This window comes from Fibrobacter sp., from assembly GCA_024399065.1.
Classification (GTDB): Bacteria; Fibrobacterota; Fibrobacteria; order Fibrobacterales; family Fibrobacteraceae; genus Fibrobacter.
The window spans coordinates 68,054-88,659 of sequence record JAKSIB010000012.1; the positions used below are offsets into that span (position 1 = coordinate 68,054).

At 48.3% G+C, this 20,606-nt stretch carries 16 protein-coding genes; 8 read left to right on the top strand and 8 right to left on the bottom strand.

The annotated features are described in order from the left end of the window. Positions 1 to 1,890 carry a hypothetical protein gene (locus tag MJZ25_07835; GenBank protein ID MCQ2124080.1) on the top strand — a complete coding sequence of 630 codons (1,890 nt, stop codon included), beginning with the start codon at positions 1 to 3 and terminating at the stop codon, positions 1,888 to 1,890. 177 nt (positions 1,891 to 2,067) lie between these two features. Here MJZ25_07835 and typA read toward each other — a convergent pair whose 3' ends face one another. Continuing rightward, positions 2,068 to 3,900: a translational GTPase TypA gene (typA, locus tag MJZ25_07840; GenBank protein ID MCQ2124081.1), complete on the bottom strand. Its 1,833-nt coding sequence runs from the start codon at positions 3,898 to 3,900 to the stop codon at positions 2,068 to 2,070. 107 nt (positions 3,901 to 4,007) lie between these two features. Here typA and MJZ25_07845 point away from each other — a divergent pair, with 107 nt between their 5' ends. After that, positions 4,008 to 4,460 carry a hypothetical protein gene (locus MJZ25_07845; GenBank protein ID MCQ2124082.1) on the top strand — a complete coding sequence of 151 codons (453 nt, stop codon included), beginning with the start codon at positions 4,008 to 4,010 and terminating at the stop codon, positions 4,458 to 4,460. Positions 4,461 to 4,553: 93 nt separating this feature from the next. Here MJZ25_07845 and MJZ25_07850 read toward each other — a convergent pair whose 3' ends face one another. Beyond that, positions 4,554 to 5,804 (bottom strand): lamin tail domain-containing protein, encoded by a 1,251-nt coding sequence (locus MJZ25_07850; protein ID MCQ2124083.1) that lies wholly within the window; start codon positions 5,802 to 5,804, stop codon positions 4,554 to 4,556. Positions 5,805 to 5,922: 118 nt separating this feature from the next. Then, a complete protein-coding gene (locus tag MJZ25_07855) occupies positions 5,923 to 6,414 on the bottom strand; it encodes a peptide chain release factor-like protein (protein ID MCQ2124084.1) in 492 nt (163 codons plus the stop codon). Here MJZ25_07855 and MJZ25_07860 point away from each other — a divergent pair. The 6 genes from MJZ25_07860 to MJZ25_07885 all read left to right on the top strand — a co-directional run bounded on the left by MJZ25_07860 (position 6,409) and on the right by MJZ25_07885 (position 15,260). Beyond that, on the top strand, positions 6,409 to 7,152 hold the full coding sequence (locus MJZ25_07860; GenBank protein ID MCQ2124085.1) for a hypothetical protein: 744 nt from the start codon (positions 6,409 to 6,411) through the stop codon (positions 7,150 to 7,152). The two genes, MJZ25_07855 and MJZ25_07860, sit on opposite strands and share 6 nt — an antisense overlap. 42 nt (positions 7,153 to 7,194) lie before the next feature. Beyond that, entirely contained in the window at positions 7,195 to 8,079 is an 885-nt protein-coding gene (locus MJZ25_07865; GenBank protein ID MCQ2124086.1) for a hypothetical protein, read from the top strand. Positions 8,080 to 8,101: 22 nt separating this feature from the next. Further along, positions 8,102 to 12,220, top strand: coding sequence for a C25 family cysteine peptidase (locus tag MJZ25_07870; protein ID MCQ2124087.1), 4,119 nt, complete (start codon positions 8,102 to 8,104; stop codon positions 12,218 to 12,220). A gap of 2 nt (positions 12,221 to 12,222) precedes the next feature. Beyond that, on the top strand, positions 12,223 to 13,155 hold the full coding sequence (locus MJZ25_07875) for a hypothetical protein (protein ID MCQ2124088.1): 933 nt from the start codon (positions 12,223 to 12,225) through the stop codon (positions 13,153 to 13,155). Positions 13,156 to 13,569: 414 nt separating this feature from the next. After that, positions 13,570 to 13,911, top strand: coding sequence for a P-II family nitrogen regulator (locus MJZ25_07880; GenBank protein ID MCQ2124089.1), 342 nt, complete (start codon positions 13,570 to 13,572; stop codon positions 13,909 to 13,911). Between the two features lie 14 nt (positions 13,912 to 13,925). Continuing rightward, positions 13,926 to 15,260, top strand: a complete 1,335-nt coding sequence (locus MJZ25_07885) for an ammonium transporter (GenBank protein ID MCQ2124090.1) — start codon at positions 13,926 to 13,928, stop codon at positions 15,258 to 15,260. A gap of 58 nt (positions 15,261 to 15,318) precedes the next feature. Here the strand turns inward: MJZ25_07885 and MJZ25_07890 are convergent, their stop codons facing one another. From MJZ25_07890 to MJZ25_07910, 5 genes are all read right to left on the bottom strand, one after another. Continuing rightward, positions 15,319 to 16,116, bottom strand: a complete 798-nt coding sequence (locus MJZ25_07890) for a hypothetical protein (GenBank protein MCQ2124091.1) — start codon at positions 16,114 to 16,116, stop codon at positions 15,319 to 15,321. Positions 16,117 to 16,128: 12 nt separating this feature from the next. Next, positions 16,129 to 16,944, bottom strand: coding sequence for a TIGR02147 family protein (locus tag MJZ25_07895; GenBank protein ID MCQ2124092.1), 816 nt, complete (start codon positions 16,942 to 16,944; stop codon positions 16,129 to 16,131). A 16-nt stretch (positions 16,945 to 16,960) separates the two neighbouring features. After that, the gene (locus MJZ25_07900) at positions 16,961 to 18,031 is read right to left on the bottom strand and encodes a hypothetical protein (GenBank protein ID MCQ2124093.1); all 1,071 of its coding nucleotides are present in this window, start codon (positions 18,029 to 18,031) and stop codon (positions 16,961 to 16,963) included. A gap of 155 nt (positions 18,032 to 18,186) precedes the next feature. Continuing rightward, entirely contained in the window at positions 18,187 to 19,362 is a 1,176-nt protein-coding gene (locus tag MJZ25_07905) for a dockerin (protein ID MCQ2124094.1), read from the bottom strand. 96 nt (positions 19,363 to 19,458) lie between these two features. Then, complete coding sequence (locus MJZ25_07910; GenBank protein MCQ2124095.1) at positions 19,459 to 20,427, bottom strand: dockerin; 969 nt, start codon at positions 20,425 to 20,427, stop codon at positions 19,459 to 19,461. Positions 20,428 to 20,606: the final 179 nt, after the last annotated feature.

The window sequence follows — 20,606 nt, forward strand, 5'->3', positions numbered from 1 at the left end:
ATGAAATACTTGAATAACATGCTATGCTTGGTGGGTTTGTGTGGACTTGCTTTCTGGGCCTGCGGCGACGATAAGACCGCAGGCGGAGTTACTGAAGAAACTCAGGGTATTGCCATTGTAGACAAGACCGTTTCCGGTGTATCTCAGAAAGGACCGTTTGTGAAAGGCTCTAGTGTTCATCTTTATGGACTTAATCCTAGAACTCTTGCACAGACTGGTTCCGTTTTTATGGGAAAGGTTAACAGCGACAAGGGTGATTTCTCTTTCTCGGATGTGAACCTGAAATCACAATATGTCTTGCTGGAAGCGGATGGCTTCTACCGAAATGAAATTACCGGCGAAAAATCAAATGCTCCCATAACGCTTCTTGCTGTATCGGATTTGAGTAAACGAGAAACAGTGAACATTAACCTTTTGACAAACATCTCTTTTGACCGAGTTCTTTACCTAGTAAAGAATGGAATGTCTGTTGCGCAAGCAAAGAAACAGGCGGAAGAGGAAGTTCTGAAAGCCTTCTATATGGATAATGTTCAAGCCGATTTTGAAGACCTGAATATTTTCAACGAGGAAGAAGGTGACGCAGCTTTGTTGGGCATTTCAATTTTGCTGCAGCAGGGTTGTAACCAAATAGCGATGTTGCAATCGCGATCCGAGGCTGATCTGGTTGCATTGATGTCTGATATTTCGTTGGACCTGGAGAAGGATGGCTTGTGGAACAACGATTCTGTGAAAACCCAAATTGCAGACTGTTTCTCTAGCAGCAATCCGGATTTCTATATGGCTGAATATAGACGACATATTGAGTCCTGGAATTTGGGGGCTGCTTCTAATTTTGAAAAGTACGCACATCGCTACTGGTGGTATAATTATGGTTTAGGAGATTGCAGCGAAAAGAATCGAGGTGAAACAAAGCCTAATTTGAACGCTATTAGTTCGAATGCGAATTCAACATTCACTTGTGACGAAAATGGTTGGCGAGAAGCAACAGATAAGGAAATTAAGGATTATCAGATCGATGCTCAGAGAAAATTAGATACCGAAGGCTGGGATAACGACGCCGAAGCTGGGGAAATCCGTCATGGTGATGTTGATCCTAGGAGGATCTATGTTTTTGATGGCGAAAAATGGTTTGCTGGTGATGATGTGGATTCCATAATGATCGCCAATGGTGGTGCTGCCTGTGCTGTTCACAAGAAACCTGGACAATCAACGTCGGATAAAATTGCTGCAGTGTGGGATACAAGTTCCGTGACCTACCTGAATCAGTATTTCGTCTGTGACTCCGCTACAGGTCATTGGAATGAGGCTCCTATGATTTATACCAATACCGTTGACTTGAGAGATAGTTGCCGTAAACTTACCGAGCCAACGCTGTTGAATGGAACCGTGTACAGGAACAACGTGTATTGGTGCGCTGACGGGGTGATTCGCGAATTCAGTGCCGTGGAAAAGGCTGTGGAAAATCAAGTCTGCGACGAGAATAATATCGGTGAGTATGTCTTGAAAACTTTAGGGGTTGGAACCCAGTATGAAAAGATCACTTATGCTCGTTGTTCACGAAATGGTTGGATGGTTGATGAACCTTTATGTAAGTCAGAATATTGTACTACAAATTGTTTAACATTTGAAAAAGTTTGTACCGATGGTCAATTGAAATGCTTTACTGTAAACAATGCTTTTTCGGGAACTTTGTTGAAGTGCAATGAAAACTTGAAGGATTCTGTTGTTTTCGTAGAATCTCCGGCTTATACCCGAATGTATAGTTTTCATGGAGGCTGTAATGGAAATGAAACTGTGCAAGCTATAAGTGGGGGCAATCCGATGGGTTCGGGCGCGGTTAGTGATACTGTCGTGTGCGACGGCCAAAAATGGCGTAAGTACGAAGAATAAATAGCTCGTATAACTTTTTGGAATAACAAAAAAAAGACCCGCATTGCTGCGGGCCTTTTTAATAGGTGAACTGCGGGTCGCTACGCGACTCTCGGCTTAGTCCTCTTGACGCCTACGGCGTCCCGGACGTGCGCCTCGGATATGCGAACGAGTAAACTCGTTCGCGCATCACTCGGCTTAGTCCTCTTCAACCGGCTTCTTGGAGAGCTGCTTTCTCTTGATGGGATCCAGCTCGGTCTTGCGGAGGCGCAGCACTTCCGGAGTGACTTCGATGCATTCGTCTTCGTTAATGAAGGTGACGCATTCTTCCAAAGTTAGGCGGCGGTACGGAGTCAACTGAATCATGTCATCAGCGGACTTGGAACGCATGTTGGTGAGGTGCTTACCCTTGGTAACGTTAACGGTAATATCGACGTCACGGTTGTGTTCACCCACGATCATGCCCGGATAAACTTCTGCACCCGGTCCGATGATGAGGTAGCCGCGATCTTCCAGGTTGGAAAGAGCGTAGCTTGCAGCTTCACCCGGTTCCTTAGCGATGAGCACGCCGTTGATACGGGCGGGAATTTCTCCCTTGTACGGTTCGTAACCCTTGAAGATGGACTGGGAAACTGCATAACCCTTGGAGAGGGAGAGGAGCTTCGGACGGATACCGATAAGGCCGCGGGACGGAACGTTGAATTCCAAAGTGACGCGATCGTTTTCATCGGTTGTCATGTTGGTCATTTCGCCCTTACGGGTCTGGATTTCCTGGATGCAAGCGCCAGAGAATTCGCTGGGCACTTCAACCTTGAATTCTTCAACCGGTTCCAAGAGCTTGCCATTTTCATCGTTCTGGAAAATCACCTGGGGAGAACCGATGGTGAATTCGTAAAGTTCACGACGCATGTTTTCGACCAGGATGGTCAAGTGGAGAATACCACGGCCGGACACCTTGAAGTTGGATGCGCCGTCAGCCTTTTCCACCAAGAGGGCCGGGTCAGCCATGTGTGCGCGTTCCAGACGTTCCTGGAGCTGGTTACCAGTCATGAACTTGCCGCCGTACTTACCAGCCAAGGGGGAGGTGTTCACGGTGAACATCATGGAGATGGTGGGCGGGTCGATATGGATACGGGGAAGTTCCTGAGGATTCTTCGGATCGGACAGGGTATCGCCGATGTCGAAGTTGTCGAAACCTGCCAAAAGAACGATGTCGCCCGGACCGGCTTCTTCAACCGGCTGCGGAGAAAGACCGTCGTAGCGGAGAACCTTCTGGAGACGGACATTCTTGAACTTGCCGTCGGCAGTGGACTGTGCAACAGTCAGACCCGGCTTGAAAATGCCGTTCTGGACGCGGCCCACGGCCAAGCGACCAAGGAAGCCGGAGTATTCCAGAGAAGTGATCTGCATGAGGGGTTCTGCATTCGGATCGCCCTTGGGAGCCGGGATGCGTTCGATGATCTTGTCCATCAAGATGGAGAAGTCGCCATCCGGGTCTTCCATTTCTGCCTTGCAGATACCGCGACGGCCGGAACCGAACACCTTGTCGAAGTCCAACTGTTCTTCAGTTGCATCGAGTTCGCAGAACAGGTCGAAGACCTTGTCCAGTGCGCCGTGGGGATTACAACCGTCACGGTCGATCTTGTTCACAACGACGATAGGAATAAGGCCCATCTGAAGAGCCTTCTGGGTCACGAAACGGGTCTGGGCCATAGGACCTTCGAAAGCGTCCACCACCAGGATAACACCGTCAACGGTACCGAGAACACGTTCCACCTGACCACCGAAGTCAGCATGCCCCGGGGTATCCACGATGTTCACGCGGTAGCCCTTGTACATCACGTTGGTGTTCTTGGAAAGGATGGTAATGCCGCGTTCGCGTTCCAGGTTGTCGGAGTCCATCACGCGTTCATTGACTTCTTCACCTTCGTGGAAAGTTCCGCACTGCTTGAGGAGCTGGTCCACCAGGGTGGTTTTACCGTGGTCAACGTGGGCGATAATGGCTACGTTTCTGATTTTAGACTGATCCATAGGGCCTCTTTAAATAAGAGATGTTGTATTTTTTTTGCGCGCAAAGATAGAAAAATGCCATATATATGGCAAGTTTTTAGAAGGAGTTTTACTATATTTGGGTCACTATGGCAAAGAATATTGAAGATTTTGAAGATGAAGAAATGGACGAATCCGCCGAAGCTTTCCTCGCGGATGAAGCTGAAAGTTCTGCCCCTGTAGTTCGTGACTATAGCGATCGCCGTATCCTCATTTGGGAAGAAGACGATACTCGTCGCGAAACTTGCCTCGAAGTGCTTACCGATTTGCTGGTTGGCGCTACTTTCAAGGCTGTAAAGACCGAAGCCGAAGCCCAGGAACAGCTTGAAAACGATGACTGGGATACCTTTGTTGTGGACTTCTACACTGATGGCGTTTCTTCCAGTGAATTCGTCAAGAATGCCAACAATTATCCGGGTTCCATCCTGGTTGCCATTAACATGGCTCCGCTGACTCTTCAGGAAGAACGCGATCCGGCTCGCACAGAACTCCTCCGTCGTCTCTTCGACGTGGAACGTGCAAACACCCAAATTCACGCGTAGAGTAACGCGCATACTTGTCTGCAACAGTTAAGTTTAAGAAGCCCCGCGGCAATCGCTGCGGGACTTCTTGCTTTTTACGGAGAAAACTTCATTTTAATCGCAGAAGGATAGTTTTCCTGGGGTTGGCGTGCCCAAGCACCAGGCACTGGAGTCTTGTCTACTTTCCCATCGGTCTATGTTCAGCTGGCCGCTGCTTCCGTACTTGCTGGAACCCATGGCGGGGACCACGTTGGTGTGGAGAGAGTCCGGTGTGCTGGAATAGTAAAGGGAATCCAGTGTGATTCCGTCGCACTTCAATATGACCTGTCCCTTGCTGTTGCCCATGTCCACCCATCCGTCGGTATTGACGAATAGGGGTGGAGTATTCTTTCCGTTGGGATTGCCGAGAACGATAACTTGGCTTGGGGCAATTTCGCTCACGGTCAGGGGGAAGTGCTTGGTGGACGATGAACTGGTGATGCCCAGGCTACAGTCGTCAAGAATCAATGTGTCCAGGCTGCCGTTGTAAATTTCCACGAATTCGAACTGGGTCGTGTCGTTGGTACTTGGTGCGGAGAAGTATTCCGTGATGAGGATTTCTTCGGCCTTGGGCTTTCGGTAACCGGCTGGCAGCGGAAGAGACAACTCGATGTTTTTATCTGCCGCCGCCTGAATGGCTAGGTCCACCTGGGCACGCAAGGATTTCAGCTGGAGGCTGGGTACGGGGCTGTCTTCGGTGAGGTCAAACGTGTCGGACAGTTCGTAGATTGTCTTGTTGTTGGAATCCTTTAGTGCGATGGTAATATTGTAGGTTTCTCCAAGCTTAAGGCTGTTGCTTTTGAATACACCTCGGTTTGCAGAAAATTCCATGGGGATGGTGTAGTTTTCGCTCTTCGAGGTGAGTTTCATTTCGCCGCTGTGAATGCCGGCTTCGTTATGCAGGCCCAAGGGAACGTCGATGTAGACGAACCCAACGATGGCGTGCATCTTGATGTTGAGATTGACGGTGGATCCTGCCTCGAGCTTGGTCTCAAGTTCGCCTACTTGCATAAGAGTTCCGTTGGCGTAGATTTTCGCCTTGAAACTCCAGTGGTCGCTAGGGAACAGTTCCATGCTGAAAGCCGCGTCCTCCGTGGAATGGACGTAGTGCAAAGTGTCTGCGCCATAGCAGTCCAGTACAAGACTGTCCAGCAAGGGCGTGGTTGCGTAATCCAGTTTTAAGGCGACATTTGCGATGTTGCCTTCTACCATGACTTCGCTACTTTGTATGGACTTGTCGTTGCCACAATTCCAGATGGTTGCGGCGCAAAGGGCTGCAGTTGCTGTTTTGAACAACGTAGCCTTGTTTACTTTTGGTATTTGCATTTTTCCTCCATGTTGTAAAATGCGCTATCATTAACACGCAGGAAAAATTTTTTCGGGCACTTTTTTTTGAAAAAAATTGATTATGTCGCTTTTTGCGCGATTTTTTGGTGGCTATAATCTACAAATGCAATTTCTTTTGGCCATTTTCCTGGCGATTGCCTTGAAGTTTGGCGGCGCAGGCTTTGTCTTGGCGGAGAATTTTTACCAGGGCACTGGGGGAAATGCCAAAAGCTGCTGCTGCGGCCTTGGTGTCGCCGCCCTTGGAACACATGATGTCAAAAACATGGGCTATGAAAAGGGGAAACTGCGGATTGGACGGTTGAATGTGCCCGTTGCTTCCGGGAAAGCGCATTTCCGGGTTTGCAGGCTCTTCGCGAACTTGTAAAGCCAAGGCCATCTGCATTCTATGCAGTGCATGGGTCTTATTTTCCAAGGCGCTTCTCCCTTCGCAGGATTTGATTTCTAAATTGAATTCACGAAGTGTAAGCAAGACTCCCGTATTTGTCTTGTTTCGGTGCTGGCCACCGGGACCGCTGCCCTGGTACCCTTTGAGGGTGCAGGCTCGCAAAAGTTCGTCGAGAGTCATTTTAAGGTAGGTATCGCGATGCATGTACTGAAAAATAAAATAGTTGCAGCCGCTGTCATCGGCTCCTTGGCATTTTTTGCCGGTTGTGCAGGAACTTCTAACGGTTCTGCCGACGGTGCAAAAAAGGAAAGTTCTTCCTTCATGGATGAATCCGCTTCTGTAAAGGATGCAAAGCATCAGGGACAGGAACAGGATAAGCAGGCCATGCTTGAAAACATGTTCCAGGAATTTATTGCCGCCACCCGTACGGATACTCCGGCAGAACAGCTCTTGGCCATGATGACCGATACTTCTGAATATTGGTTGGATACTTTGGAAAATCGTGCCAAGGTCTATACTTCCGAAGATTTGGACAATAGCCAGTTCTACGAAGTCTTTGCAATTCTTATGTATCGTCTTTATGAACGTGAACATTTGTTCGAAGTTTCTGAAGACCGCATGCTTTGGCTCCTTATGTCCAAGGAAGGACTTTTTCAAAAATTCACAAATTTGAAGCTGGGCCCCATGAAGGTGAAGAACGATCGTGGAAGCATTGGTCTTGCCAGCAGCCCCGAAGTTCCCATTATGCTTTTCGAATGGGATGACACCGCATGGAAGCTGAACCTTGCAGAAACCATTCCGCTGATTACAAAGGGCATGGAAGCCACAGCATCCAAGAAAAACTGGAGCAACAAGAAACTTGCTCTGTACTGGATTGACAATGAATATCATATGCAGTACAGCCGTTTGGATGAATCTCTTTGCGAACCTATTGGATTTTAGGCCTGAGGCTCCAGGTTCGAGGCCCGAGAAATGATTTTTAGAATGAAAATTTGGTGTGCAGTGTTGCTGGCTGCTGCAATTTGCATTGCGGCTCCGACGAAGTCTAGCAAGAATGCTCCCGCGGCATACACTTCAGGTTCTGCGAAAATTGTTGGTGCCGTAGACTCCAAGACACCTTTTGACGGAGGCCGTCTTTTCGCAGTACTGGATTCTATGGGCGGTTCTGGTACATGGATGGAATGGGACGTGAACAGCGTCCGTGACCCGTCGTTGATGGACGTCATTGATCCGATGCTGAAGGCGAACAATAAACCGGAAATGGTCTGGGTGATTGTTGAACGCACAAAACCTTTGGTTGCGGTTCTTTTGCAAAAGGGACGTGGCGAAGTTATCATATTCTATGAACTTCAGAAACTGGACGCTACACCGGTTCCTCTTGAAATTAACCCGGTGCTTTCCCCGGACGTGGTGTTCCGCGATTACGAACAAATTTCTGAAACAGAATTTGTTCACAGGGACAAGAAAAATTTAAAGGTCCTGGTAACGCCCAAGAGTATTAGATTTTCATATACAATAGGCGGGGAAGATCCGTTGCGAATTCCTCCCGACTATTCCTCCAAGACTTTTGTTGAAAAAAGCTCCGTGTTGAGGGATTTCGAGGACTACTTCAAGTATGAATATTCCTTGATGCTCAGGGCTTTTGTCCAGTCTACTCGAGCTATTTTCAATTGGCAGCCTTGGCATTGGTATTTGAAGGAATGGAATGGCAAGTTTATGATGCCTCGTGCTGAATTGGAAGCCATTCTTTCTAGCGGAATTACTCCTCAGTCCTTTACATTGTTTTCTGCAAAAACAAAGAAAGGGGAGACTATCCAGTTTAATACCAATGGAAGCGGTTTTTCTGAACTAGTTATAACTCGCCCTTAGTCAAATTTTGTATTTTGGAAGGGTGAAAATTTTAAGCTCCTATATTCGTTTTGTTGCTGCGATGGCGTTGCTTGCAATGCCGTCCTTTGCGGCCAAGATTGTTGAAGATTCCAGGACGAAATTTATTCTTGATGACGAAGTCCTGGAGTCTAGCACCCATGCTTGCGAAAATGGCTCAAAGAAAGAAGGACGCTACCTTCCGGAACGCGCACTCTACCTTGATGACAACGCGGTCCCTTACAGAAATTACTTTGTTGCTCTGCCTTCAAATAATGCACCATCAGTTTCCGTAATAGATTTGAAAACGGTTGCCTTGGGCAAAGCCTATTGCAAGGATGTGCCGCTGAATTATTTGCCGGTGACTGCGTCGACTCCGGTTTACAAAGACGGTCTTTGGATAACCGAAGTTCGTGTCCCGCTCATTTTGCAACAGGGTGCTTCTGCTTCGATTCGCAAGAGCTTTAGACTTCGAGTTGATTTCAACGGAACTGCAAATGGCGTCAATCCGGGAAAAAGAGCTCTGTCTCGCGTAGAAAACCAGGCTGGAGCCTCTCGTTTCGGTGTTTCGCAGACGACTCTCCGTAAGGGCCTTCGTAAAGCCGCTGCGGATCAAATGGCTAATGTTTCCCTTCTTGCAGAATTCATTCTTGGTGATAAAAATATTGCCACTTTTTCTGAAGACGGTGTTTATGCCGTAGAATATAAGACCATCCGTAATGCTTTGGCTTCTAAGCTGCGTCAAGGTGAACTTGAAGGCGTCAAGGTGGATGAAATCTGCCTGTTTGGCGCTTCTCCAGATACGTTGGCTGATATGGGACCTAACGAGGCTCTGCGCAATCCTAATCAGCTGTTTGAAATGCCTATTGAAATTAGGGACCACTCCTCTGACGGTTCTTCGCCTGATGGTATTTTCGGTAATGGCGACTCTCTGATCTTTGTGGGCTATGGCAATGCTTTCTGGAAGCGTTTTGATAAGGAGGATCCGTCTTTTGTTAATGGAAAGATGGACTATTTCCATTCTTACTCTCCTTATTCCTACTACCAGCACTTTGTGTTTGGCCGAAAGGTCGGTGGAAAAGGTCTTCGCCTGAAGGATAAGCTTAAGGCTCCTGCAGCATTCGGAAAGAATGTAGAATGGATGCGCTATGTTCGTGCGGAAAAGGATGTTCTTCTTCGTGATACTTATTATGGTCGATCTCTGAATTGGGAGTCTTCTTCCGGCAAGGAATGGTTCTGGTTGTGGCATGACAGAGGTGAAGTCACGGAAGTGCCTTCGTCAGTTTTGAATACCTCGGAAACGGTGAACTTGCCTGGCATGGTCAAGGATGGCCGCCAGTATGTCGGCGTAACATTCTTCCCCCATCGATCCTTGTATGCTATGGGTGAGGGGGTAAACCAGACCCCGGACAAAAGGCTGTCTTCCAAGAGCTATGAAGAGCGAATGAGTAGAATTCGTTTTGCCTTTGATGTGAACGGCGCTTCTGCGGATTCTTCAACATTGACTCTTTTGCCTGCTGGAAATTATAGGGTTGATAATCCTAACTTGAAATCCTCTGGAAATGAATATTCCATGACGATGCAGAAGAACGATCGTCAGTATGACCGCTTTGATGGCTATACTGTAGCGTACCAATGGAATCCTGTCGTGGATAGTGCTGAATGGCTTCTTCCGGGAGCGGTTTCTGGAGTTATTAAAATTCCAGTAGAGTCTGGTGTTCAAGTGATGAAGTTCAAGAATTACCAGCCGATGGGACTTCTCTCTGTGACTGACGGCTTTGCGAAGGACAGTGTTTCTGCAGACGATGACGTCCGCTACCTTGCTTACCGTGAGAAGGCTTATCGTTCGACATTGGACGTTTCGGGCTTGGACAAAAAGCATGAGAATGTGCTTTCCGACTTGACCTCCCCTAATTCAAAATTGGAGTATTTGATTATTGCTCCTGAAGAATTGCTGGACGGTGCTGTTGCCTTGGCCGAATTCCGTTCTGGAGGATCCGCTGTTTCTACAATTCCCACGACGGTTGTAGCCGTTGAGGACATTTATAGGCGCTACACGGCGGGCCGACTTTCCCCGGTGGCAATCCGAAACTACATATCCTACGTTTATTCTGTATGTCCGAACTTGAAATATGTTCTTTTGGCCGGGGCTGGCAATTACGACTATCGTGGCTCAAATGGCAAATTGAATAGAAATCTGGTTCCTCCTTTTGAAAAGGAATCTGCCGTAACGGAAGACTTCTACGCTGCCCTGGATTCGGGTGAAATTGTAGGCTACGGAACTTACGACCTTGATGTTGCTGTTGGTCGTTTGCCTGTGCTTGACATGGACGAATTCAACAATTACCTGGAAAAGGTCAAGGAGTACGAGAAGCTTGGCGTGATGGATTATTCCGATTGGCGTTCAACTTTGCTGATGACCGCAGACGATGCGAAAAATTCCGGTAAACAAGATAACTCCAAACATTCTGAAGTTCAAGAATTCGTTGCCAATGCTATCGATAGTCTGGCTGCGAGAAAGAAGCAGCGTTGGAACATGAAGAAAGTGTATCTCCTGGATTATCCGGAAGATGCTGCTGGCCAGAAAAAGGAAGCCGCAGATGACTTTATAAATGTCCTGAATCAAGGAGCCTTGTTTGCGACCTATTTTGGTCATGGTTCCAAGATTGAATGGGCATCGGAAGGCTTGCTGAAGTCTAGCTACGTCGCTCGACTGAGCAACAAGAAACGCTACACCATTCTTGGTTCGTTCTCTTGTACTGTAGGCCGTTTTGATGAAGGCAATACCCGCTCGCTTTCCGAAGAGTTCATGGTGGCTTCTGGTGTCGGCTCCATTGCTTCTGTTGGTGCGACCCGAGAAACGTTTAAGGATACGAACAGGTCTTTTGCATTGACGTTTATGCTGGGTGCCTTAAGTGGAGACAACCAGTACCTTGGTGATGCTCTCTTTAAAACGAAGCTTACTGCCGGGACCGCTTACTCTGACACTAGATACGAATACGAAAAGTACGTGCTGATTGGGGAACCTGTAATCAAGTTGCCTCAGTCAACTTTGCCCGTGAAGTTCGATCAGAAAATTGATACCCTGAAGGCCTTGGATAAAATGAAGTTGTCAGGCTCTGTCGACGGCCTGCGCGACGGCTTTGTCAATCTGGTTATTACGGAAGGTCGTACGGAAAAGCGCCTGGACCTGCAAGTGACGAAGTTGGTTTCTCGTGATTCGTTGCCCCCGCTTGAGGTGAATGATACCATTGATGTTTCCTATGAAGGAAACTTGGTTTTCTCCGAAGAAATCCCTGTAAAGAACGGTCGCTTTGAAACGGAATTTATTACACCGCGCAAACTTTCTTTTGGTGATACTGCCGCAGAAATGAGGGCTTGGGCTTATTCTACGAACAGTCCTGTTGTTGGCCGTGATTGGAAAAATGGAATCGTGATTGCTGGGGTTTCCTCCTATGCGGATTCTTTGAAGGATACGGTTCCTCCGACGATTCAAATCCAGTCTTGCTACAACGACGGCTTTGCTACGGATTTCTATAACGGCCAGGAAGTAAAGTTGCAGAGCCCCGCTTGCCTGCAGGTCGTTGTTTCTGATTCTACAGCTCTTGACTTTAGGGAGCAGGCCGATGAAGGCTTGTCACTTGAGATCCTTGGCGTCTTGGATCCGTTCCATCCCAGTCCGTTCCTGGAACAGAATTCTAAGCGTGCCAAGGTAAGAATGAACTTCTCTTCGGAACAGTATCCTGCAGGAAAGTACTTGTTTAAGGTTCGTGCGCAGGATGTCCTGGGCAATTCCAGCGTTAAAATGGTGAACCTTGAAATTACCGAAGGTATGGTTGCCGGCCTCGCTGATGTTTTCAATGCGCCCAATCCCATGGGGAAGAAGGGAACGAACTTCTACTTTAAGAATTTGGCCGTAAATAATTCGTCCAAGGTGAACATTTTCATCTATAACCAGAACGGAAAACTGGTACAGGTGTTGAAAAATGTAGAATCCGGCGTTCATTGGAATGGCCGTGATATGCATGGTCGTTTGTTGGCAAATGGTCTTTATCATTATGTTGTGCGCAGTGAAGTTTCTGCTGCCGGAAATTCTGGTAAAAAGACCTGGACAAAGAAACAAAAATTGTTGATTTCGAGGTAAATATGGATTTGAGAGAAAAGCCGGGCAAGGTTCAAACAGTAATGGAATTGTTGCTCCGTTTCCGTTTGATTTCTGTTGTGGCGATTGTTGTTGCTACTGCGGCTTTTGTCGCTACCAAATGGCAAGAAATTGTGAGCTTGCCCCTGGGCGCTTCTGAAGCTTTGGGAATGTGGATTGCTGAAATTGAGGATGTGGCCTCTGTGTGGGCTTCGGCCCAGTATTTGGCGGTCGCTGGCATCGCTGCGGTGGTTCTGTTCTTTGTCTTTGGCGGAATTCGCAGTGGCTTTGCTTCCATCGTTTCCTTTGGTCTTGCTTTTGGGGCTTTGTTCCTGCTGGGCGGCAACGAGGAAATGCCGCTGATGATGATGGGAGGCTTGGCTCTGGTGGCGGCGCTGTCCATGATCGTCTTGAAGTTAAGCGTTGCTTGCGGCTTGTTCCCCTTCGTTTTGGGTTGGTGCTTCTTTAGTGGTTTAATGGCGGCATTGCCTGAGGCACTGGAGCCCAGCTGGCGTGTTTGGGCTCTCCTTTCTGCACTTGGTTTTGCAGGCTCTATGGCACTGTCTGTTTCTGCAGGCAAGCATCTTGGTGCTGGCGTTCCCCAGGCGGGTTCCTTGGTAAAGGCAGCTAAGCAGACCCTGATGCCCATGCTTCTGTCCTCCTTTGTGGTTCTTGGAGCCTTGGCTTTTGATATGTATACTGCCGCTATTGCGACAAATGCTGCAGGGGAGGCTTCTGAGGTGGTTGATCCTACGAACAATATTTGGGGTGCGGTCCTTTACTTCTTCGTATTTAATATCTGGTTCTTTGGATTTGTCTATCCCACCATGTCCTTTGCTCCGTGGGAGCGTCTCCGTGCTGGTTCTCGCCGAGTGGAAATGAAGGACAAGAAAAAGAAGACTGAAAAGAAAGGCGACAAGAAGTCTTCCAAGAAGTAAAATGGAATATTGATTGACGCTGGGCGTCGAAACGTTTGGCGGAAAAAGAGAACTCTCGAAAGGGAGTTTTTTTGTTTTAGTGTGTATTACAAATTTTGAAAATTACAAAAATGTGTTATTTGGAAATCTTGGGTCGCAAAACCATATATTCCAAGTTGTAATAAGAAAAATCTGAATAATTTACACAAATTGTAAATGCAGATAAATTTCTTGTTCACAAAGTGTAAGTGTGAAATGGCTGGCGCGCAGTAGTGCCGAGAGTTCTTTTGAAAAATAAAAATCCTTGAAATTCGCTTAAAAATGACGTTTTTGCTAGCGCAAGGTTTGTGTTTTCGGTGCCTTTTTTTAAGTTGGCACGGTCTTTGCGAATGGGGTGCGGAAACAAAAAAGTAAAACCCTAACAAGGACGAAAACATGAAGCTCATTACAGCTTACATTCAACCTGAAAGGCTCAATAGCGTAAAGCAGTCGCTTTATGAAGCCGAAATCTTTAAAATGTCTGTTACCAACGTTCTGGGTTGCGGCCAGCAAAAGGGTCACACTCAGGTTTATCGTGGTGTCGAAACCGAAGTTAACCTGCTGAAGAAGATTTGCATCCGTATCGCTGTGAACGACGAATACGTTCAGCCCTGCATCGACGCTATCATCAAGGGCGCACGCTCTGGCAACATCGGCGACGGCAAGATTTTCGTCACTAACCTTGAACAATGTATTCGTATCCGCACTGGTGAAACCGGCCCGGACGCTATCGGCTAAGGAGGTAACTGAATATGTCTAGAATGCTTTCCACTTCCGCTATTCTTGTTGCAGCTCTTGCCGCATTTGCTTCCGCTGAAGAAGCTGCTCCCGCTCCCACTGTTGGCGATGCAATTTTCATGACCGAAAACATCTGGATCATGATTTCCGCCATGCTGGTGTTCATCATGGGCCTTGGCTTTGCCTGCGTTGAATCCGGTCTCTGCCGCGCAAAGAGCGCAACCAACATTTGCTTTAAGAACGTCGCTGTTCCGGCTATCGGTATTTCCGTTTACGCCGCCATCGGTTTCGGTCTCATGTACCCGGGTGAATTCAACGGCATCATCGGTTTCCGCGGCTTCGGCATCGGTGACTGGCTGAACGCTGCAAACTTCACCAGCGCTTACAACGGCCACTTCACCCTCTTCACTGACTGGCTGTTCCAGGCTATGTTCGCTGCAACTGCCGCTACCATCGTTTCCGGTGCTGTTGCTGAACGTATCAAGCTCTCCTCCTTCCTGGTGTTCACCCTCTTCTACGTAGCCTTCGTCTACCCGATCGTTGGCTCCTGGGTATGGGGCGGCGGCTGGCTCTCTAGCTTCACTGCTTTCGGTGCTGAAGGCTTCCACGACCTGGCTGGTTCTGAACTGGTTCACTCTGTGGGTGGCTGGGGTGCATTGGCTGGCGTGCTGATTCTCGGACCCCGTATCGGCAAGTATGTGAACGGCAAGGCTCACGCTATTCCGGCTCACAACGTTCCCCTTGCAACCATCGGTGTGTTCATCCTCTGGTTCGGTTGGTGGGGATTCAACGGTGGTTCCGCTCTCTCTGGCAACCCCTTCGATACTTCTCTCATCCTTGTGACCACAAACCTCGCTGCTGTCGCTGGCATCATCACCGCAACCGCAACTTCCTGGATCATTGCAAAGAAGCCCGATGCTACCATGGCTTTGAACGGTTGCTTGGCTGGCCTCGTAGCCATCACTGCTCCGGCTGATACTGTTAGCCCCATGAGCGCTTGGATCATTGGTGCAATCGGTGGTGTGATCGTTGTGCTGGCTGTGTACATGTTCGAAAAGCTCCGCTTGGATGACCCGGTTGGTGCTCTCTCTGTTCACCTTGTCAACGGTATCTGGGGTACTCTCGCTGTCGGTCTCTTTGACTACACCGGTCGCTTCAACGTTGCAACTCAGGCTCTCGGCGTAGTTGCTTACGCAATCCCCTGCTTCCTCTCTGCATGCTTGATCTTCATCGTCATCAAGAAGACTATGGGTCTCCGCGTCAGCGAAAAGGAAGAACTGAAGGGCCTTGACCTTGCCGAACACGGTCAGGAATCTTACGGTGGCTTCCAGATCTTTAGCAACACCTAATCTTTAAAGCCATAATAAAAACCAGAACCTCGCCTCGAATGGGGCGGGGTTCTTTTTTTTATTGACAGTCGTCGATAATGAATTGGCTTAAGCTTGACCAGCTGGGGTCTGTGTAGGAATTGTTCCCGTTGGGTTGTTCCGTGCGGGAAAGCTCCAAGCTACAGATGCGCGATCCAGAATCCGTGGTGATGAATCTACCGGATTCAGAGTAGCAGCTTTGTTCAAACGTGTCTATGGTTACCATGTCACTGGAATTCAAGACCTTGTTGACGAAGGTTCCGCTTACAGTGACCTTGTAGCTTGTGGTTCCGTTGACATTGTTTTCGCAGGAAATGCTTTCCTTTGATTCTTCAAGCGTATAAGTGATTTCACCCTTATCCGTTTTGAAGCTGATGGTTGTGTCCACCGGCGTGATGGGGCTTCCTATGGGCCCTTCTACATCGGTTAGGTTACCGTTTAACTGGTTCCCAGTTGTAGCCATGTCGACGAAGTCTTCCCATACCAATGTGCTAGTGGAGGGGTCGTGAGCAGGATCGTCATCAGCAACAGAACTGCTTGAGACCGTGGAAGTTCCGCTGCTGGGACTAATTGAAAGGCTGCTGCTGGACAACGGAATAATATCTTCGTTGCCGGAGCTCGGTATGTCGGGGGTTGTCTGAACGTCCTTCGAAGAACTTGAGTGCGAAGCCTGGCTGGAACTTGATTCGTTGTCGTCATTTCCAACGGCAATGGTGTTTTCCTGCTCGTCAGTGCCTGCGACTTGATTCTCGGAACATGCGAAAAAGGAGGTGGATAGGCAAAGGCAGATTGCTGCCGGAATGGCCGCAGAAATATGTTTTGATTTTCTCGGGAACATTTCGCCTATCTCCTAAATTTTTTCAGTTAGTGGGAACAACTGTAAATTTAATCGATAAACACGGTCTATGTCTTGGCACTTGTTTGCAATAGCTATGATTTTCTTGCGGCAAGCCGTCAATTCCTGAACAATTTGCTTATAGGTTTCCGCGTCAATGCCCATGGTAACCCCGGAAATGTTCCTTTCATCGGTGCCCACTTTGTCCAAAGCTTCCCTTGCCAGGTCAATCATCTGTCTGTTCATGGATCGGATTGCCAGGGGGATAGCTTCTCCGGAACCGGTAATGGCCTTGTCTGTCTGTTCGTAGGTGTTGGTACCTGTTTCGCGAAGGAGATTTGCCTTGACCAGGAATGCCAAGGATTCTCGGACGTGCTGTGCGGAGAACGTATGCTTGATTTTCTTGGTGATTTCGTTGGGGAGGGCGCCTGGCATAAGTGGAGCCAGTTCACGGACAATGGAGTTGACTGCAGAATCGTAGTAGGCGAAGGTTTCGGCGTTCAATACGCGGACTCGCTGCTCCGAAGCGATTTGGGTCATTTCGTTAAAGAATACGCTTTTCTTTTTATCGTCCTTGGCGTTGCCGAATTCCACCAAATTTACGAAGTAGTCGTGCTCTGCACCTGTGTAACCCATGGCTGCAGCCACCTTAGGAATACCAACGCGACTCAAGGAACTCTTGCCATCGCATACCAGCTTCAAGTAGGAGGGAGAGGCGAAGCCCGCAGCCTTGGAAAAGTCGCGCCAGGTAAAGGCGGACTTTTTCTTGCGGTCCTTGTAATAGTCCATCATACAGACTCGGTAATCTTGGTATTCAAAAACAGGCTTCATAATTTTTGTCTGGTTATTAGAAAAGGTTTTCTAAGCAGTTGTAGAAGGCGTTTCGATTGTTGATGTAATTTGAATTTTCGCCAAGCTTAAAACTGCAAGTTTTGTCATTGCTGGTTACGGCGAAGGACAGTTTTTCTTCTACGAAGGGATCGGGGTAGGAAGAGTACTTGTGACCCAGGGGGTAGACGTTTGCTTCTTCCACGACGATTGTTACGGTCTTACCGGAAACGACGAAGGTTTCACTGGTGTTGGTCTTTTCTGCAACCTCGATGCCGTATCTCTCGATGGAACTGTCGATGTTATATGGACTCTTTTGCAATAGTTCAGTGGGAGCGGGGGTTCGGAAATTGCTTTTGGGTTCGTTAATGGATTTGTAGGCGAATTTGTAGAATGCATACATGAAGGTCGAATTCATCAAGTCGTCGGAATTTGCCATATCAACGGGATCGGATTCCTTGATGCTCAGGTTGTAAACGCCTTCGCTTATGGACTTGATGGTGTAGGTGGCTCCCCTCATGTTGTTGACGGTAATTGTTTCTTCGGTGCCGTAGGAAGAAGAAAGGTATGTGGGGAGCATTGTCCATTCGCCTTCCAACTTGTCGGATTTTCCGCCTACAAATTGGATGCCGTCTGCGGTTCCATAGCAGTCAGGGCCGCAATCCATGGCCGGTCGCATATCGCGCCAGCGGATAACCAAGGTGTCGCCCTTAAAGCTAAAATCTGCGGTGCGGTCGGTAGCGGTGTATTTGAAGGAAGTCTTGTTCTCCAGAATTCTCAAGTTCACGTTAGGGTCGTCGGGCAATTCTTCCGTATAGGAATTGGTATCTGCCGAAACCGTGTCTGTGGTGACAGGGTTGACGGGGATGCTGTCGCAGGGAGTTTCGATTTCGCTGGAGTCTTGGGAAAGGTTTTCGTCTTGCTCCTTCGAAATATCGTTTGCAGGATCATCGTTTGCGGGAACATCTTTTGCCGGTTCGTCATTTACAGGAACGTCGTTTGCGGACACGTTCTCGGAACAGCCCGCAAACAAAAAAGCGGAACATGCGATGGCGGAAACGCTCAAGATGATTTTAGATGCTTTGTTCATAACCAACCTCTTATAATTTAAAATTCTTTTCTTATAAGATAGGTTGTTTGATGATACAAAAGTGATGAAAAAAGATATGATTTTGAAGATTTTTAACAAAAATGTGTTAAAATTTTCTATGAATGAAACAAAATCTGTGTAAATGATACAAACCGCTAATGCTGGGAGATACCTTCCTTCCAGGCATTTAGGGCATCTTCGGAAGTATCGATGCCCCAATCCGCTTCGTGACTCTTGCTTTGGCTAAAGATTACCAGACCCTTGATTTTCGGGAATTCCGTGGGCAATACCTCGAACATGTTCTTGAACCATTCCGCCTTGCTGCCGCCGTGTTCGGTGCAGGAAAATTCTGCGATGAACATGGGCTTGTTGAAACCTTCGATGGCTCTGTATGCAGCCTTGAACACTTGGGAGAAGCTTTGCCAGCTAGACCAGCTTTGTGCGGTGCCCCAGTTGTAGCCGTCGATGGAAGTGTAGTCTACGTAGTCGTTGCCAGGGTAGGAACCCTTCAATGTGGACTTTGCACCGCTGTTGCTAGCGTTGGTCGTCCAGACCCACTTTACGTTGGTGACGTTCTTGGCACGGAAGCGTTCAACAATATAGCGGAAGGCTGCGGCCACCTTGTCTTCGGCATTTTTGACGGGGTCCTTGCCGGTGCTCCAGGTGTACCAATCGCCGTTGGATTCGTGGAGCGGTCGCAGCCAGATTTCGTCTTGGAAATTCTTGACGCCGTCGGCGAAATCGTCAAGGTAATCATCGGTGATGCCGTCGAGAATGTCCTGTGCTGTGTAGGGCTGGGGCATCCAGGTGATCATCATGATGGAGCCACGGCTCCTTGCCATTTCGGCGTAGGGTTGGGTCCATGCCCAGTCATTGTACTGCCACAGGACAAAATGATGGATGATATCCAGGTGGCGGCCTTGTAATTTTTCAAAGGCCTCTACGTTGGCGACCGTAGGCTGGGGAACTTCTTCAGGACCGCCAACCCATGCGCCAAAGAACATGGAATCGAATGTCTCGGAATTCTGAGACATTGGATTTTGCTGTTCCGAGGATGAACTAACTGAATTGATCAGCTGCGACGAAGAACTTGCAGGGTTGATTAATTGCGAAGATGAGCTTGTGAGGTCCTGTGCCATGGAGCTAAGGGGTGTTTCTGTTGTGGAACTGCTAAGGCCTGCAATGGCTGAACTGCCAGGCAATTCGAAAGAAGAACTGGATTCTCCTGGAATAGGGCTGTCGCTGGGAGCAGAAGGCTTGTCTGAACCGCAACCGATGACAAGGCCGCAAACACAGGCTGCGACCAGAGATTTAAAAAAAGAATGTTTCACTTGTTATCCTCCAATTCCCCAAAAATAAGGAATTCTCGGCAAGAAAACACTCTTTTTAACGACTCTTGAAAGAAAAATTGTTATAACTGTTTTGGGCTATTTCGCGCTAGCGGCGGGGAAGGCGGCGATGCCGTCCTTCCAGGCCTTTAAGGCTTCTTCGGAAGTGTCAACGCCCCAGTCGGCTTCGTAGCTCTTGCTTTGGCTAAAGATGACGAGACCCTTGATGCGGGGGAATTCCGTGGGCAGAACTTCGAACATGTTCTTGAACCATTCTGCCTTGCTGCCGCCGTGTTCGGTGCAGGAGAATTCTGCCAGGAACATGGGCTTGTCGTAAGCGGAAAGAGCGTCGTAGGCGGGCTTAAAAACTTCGGAGAAGGATTGCCAATGGGACCAGCTCTGTGCGGTTCCCCAGTTGTAGCCATCGATGGATGTGTAATCTACATAGTCGTCGCCAGGATAGGAGCCGGTGAGAGAGGCGCCCGCGCTGCTGCCTGCGTTGGTTGTCCAGATCCATTTCGCGTTAGTGGCGCCTTGTGCGCGGAAACGTTCCACGATGTGGCGGAATGCTGCGGCCACCTTTTCTTCGGCGTTGTTTGCGGGATCCTTGCCGGTTCCCCAGGTGTACCAGTCTCCATTGGATTCGTGGAGGGGACGCAACCAGATTTCTGCACCGAATTCCTTGACGCCCTTGGCGAAGTTATCTAGGTAGGCGTCGGTCTTGCCGTCCAGAATGTCCTGGGCGGTGTAGGGCTGTGGCATCCAGGTGATCATCATGATGGAGCCGCGGCTCCTTGCCATTTCGGCGTAGGGCTTGGTCCAGGCCCAGTCATTGTACTGCCAGAGAACAAAATGGTTGATAACATCCAGATGGTGGCCTTGTAATTTTTCGAAAGCCTCCACGTTGGCTTCTGTTGGCTGGGGAATTTCTTCGGGGCCGCCCACCCAGGCACCGATGAACAAATTGTCGAAGTTTTCGGAAGAAGGGGCTGGCTTGGTGGAGCTGCAACCAGCGGCGAGTAGGCATGCAGCCGCTGTAACCAAAGTCTTAAGAAAATTATGCTTCATAATAAAATCCTTTAGTATGCAAAATAAGGAAATTAGAAAATAATGGAAATTTTAAATTGAATGTGAATAATAAAATTGTCTTAACTGTTTAAGAAAAAATCGTCAAAAAAAGAGACTGCCAAAACGATAATTGGCAGTCTCCGTGAACATTGTTTTGCACCGAGTGGGCGAATTGCAAA

What these genes read in the sequence shown, in the direction of transcription:
- MJZ25_07835 (MCQ2124080.1), top strand. Translation starts at nt 1, where the DNA reads ATGAAATACTTGAATAACATGCTATGCTTGGTGGGTTTGTGTGGACTT.
- typA (MCQ2124081.1), bottom strand. Translation starts at nt 3,900, where the DNA reads ATGGATCAGTCTAAAATCAGAAACGTAGCCATTATCGCCCACGTTGAC.
- MJZ25_07845 (MCQ2124082.1), top strand. Translation starts at nt 4,008, where the DNA reads ATGGCAAAGAATATTGAAGATTTTGAAGATGAAGAAATGGACGAATCC.
- MJZ25_07850 (MCQ2124083.1), bottom strand. Translation starts at nt 5,804, where the DNA reads ATGCAAATACCAAAAGTAAACAAGGCTACGTTGTTCAAAACAGCAACT.
- MJZ25_07860 (MCQ2124085.1), top strand. Translation starts at nt 6,409, where the DNA reads ATGCATGTACTGAAAAATAAAATAGTTGCAGCCGCTGTCATCGGCTCC.
- MJZ25_07855 (MCQ2124084.1), bottom strand. Translation starts at nt 6,414, where the DNA reads ATGCATCGCGATACCTACCTTAAAATGACTCTCGACGAACTTTTGCGA.
- MJZ25_07865 (MCQ2124086.1), top strand. Translation starts at nt 7,195, where the DNA reads ATGAAAATTTGGTGTGCAGTGTTGCTGGCTGCTGCAATTTGCATTGCG.
- MJZ25_07875 (MCQ2124088.1), top strand. Translation starts at nt 12,223, where the DNA reads ATGGATTTGAGAGAAAAGCCGGGCAAGGTTCAAACAGTAATGGAATTG.
- MJZ25_07880 (MCQ2124089.1), top strand. Translation starts at nt 13,570, where the DNA reads ATGAAGCTCATTACAGCTTACATTCAACCTGAAAGGCTCAATAGCGTA.
- MJZ25_07885 (MCQ2124090.1), top strand. Translation starts at nt 13,926, where the DNA reads ATGTCTAGAATGCTTTCCACTTCCGCTATTCTTGTTGCAGCTCTTGCC.
- MJZ25_07890 (MCQ2124091.1), bottom strand. Translation starts at nt 16,116, where the DNA reads ATGTTCCCGAGAAAATCAAAACATATTTCTGCGGCCATTCCGGCAGCA.
- MJZ25_07895 (MCQ2124092.1), bottom strand. Translation starts at nt 16,944, where the DNA reads ATGAAGCCTGTTTTTGAATACCAAGATTACCGAGTCTGTATGATGGAC.
- MJZ25_07900 (MCQ2124093.1), bottom strand. Translation starts at nt 18,031, where the DNA reads ATGAACAAAGCATCTAAAATCATCTTGAGCGTTTCCGCCATCGCATGT.
- MJZ25_07910 (MCQ2124095.1), bottom strand. Translation starts at nt 20,427, where the DNA reads ATGAAGCATAATTTTCTTAAGACTTTGGTTACAGCGGCTGCATGCCTA.